The sequence below is a fragment of the Paracraurococcus lichenis genome (assembly GCF_030657435.1).
Lineage (GTDB): Bacteria > Pseudomonadota > Alphaproteobacteria > Acetobacterales > Acetobacteraceae > Paracraurococcus > Paracraurococcus lichenis.
This window is the reverse complement of record NZ_JAUTWS010000339.1, coordinates 1-1055: the sequence shown is the minus strand read 5'-3', so window position 1 is coordinate 1055 and position 1055 is coordinate 1. Positions and strand designations below refer to the sequence as shown.

At 67.7% G+C, this 1055-nt stretch carries 1 protein-coding gene; it reads left to right on the top strand.

Annotated features, from left to right (window positions below):
• A partial coding sequence (locus Q7A36_RS40100; protein WP_305109376.1) for an IS701 family transposase occupies positions 1-1038 on the top strand: 1038 nt, incomplete at its 5' end.
• Positions 1039-1055: the final 17 nt, after the last annotated feature.

Genomic DNA, 1055 nt, shown 5'->3' with positions numbered 1-1055 from the left:
GCCAGGATCAAAAAGCGCGGCATCTACCGTGACCCGGTCCGCTCCTCCAAAGGCCACTTCGTCAAGGCGAGCGGCTTGCGCTGGCTCTCCTTCGCGCTGCTGCCCCAGATCCGCTGGGCCGGGCGATGCTGGGCTTTGCCGTTCTTGGCCATCCTGGCGCCGTCGCAGCGGTACTGGGAGATGCACAGAGCGGGCCAGCGCCCGTTCAAGGCGTTGACCGACTGGGCCAGGCAGGGACTGCTCCAGACGGCGCGCTGGTTACCGCACCGGCGCATCGTCGCCGTCGCCGATTCCAGCTTCGCAGCCATCGAGCTGCTCGAGGCCGTGCGGCACCGGGTCACCATGGTCACCCGCTTGCGGCTCGACGCCGCGCTCCGCGATCCGCCCCCGCCTCGTCCTCCCCGCCAGCGCGGGCGGTCACGCGTGGTCGGAGACCGCCAGCCCACGCTGCAGCAGCGCCTTGATGACCCGCGCACGCGATGGCGCCGCCTGCGAGTGAGCGGATGGTACGGCCGCGCCGAGAAGACGCTCGAGATTGTCTCCGGCACCGCCCTCTGGGCCAAGCCCGGCCATCGTGTTCCCATCCGCTACGTCCTGGTCCGTGACCCGACAGGTGAGCGTCAGCCCCAGGCATTCCTCTGCACCGATCTGCAGGCGGAGCCGCTCGACATCCTGCGCTGGTTCGTTCGTCGCTGGTCAATCGAGGTCACCTTCGCCGAGGTTCGTCGCCACCTCGGTGTGGAGACCCAGCGGCAATGGTCGGACATGGCCATCGACCGCACCACGCCGGTCCTCCTCGGCCTGTTCTCCCTGGTCACGCTCTGGGCCGACGAACTGTACGCCAACACGGCGCCGACCGTGCGGATCGCCAGCTGGTACCGGAAATCGCTACCAACCTTCAGCGACGCGCTCGCCAGTGTGCGCCACTTACTCTGGACGAGGAGCAATTCTCGTGGGTCACGGCCCGCACCAGACCCCACCACAATGCCACCTTCCAGTCTCAACACTCTGATCGAGCTGGCTTGCTACGCTGCGTGAAGGGCCAAACTCAAGCT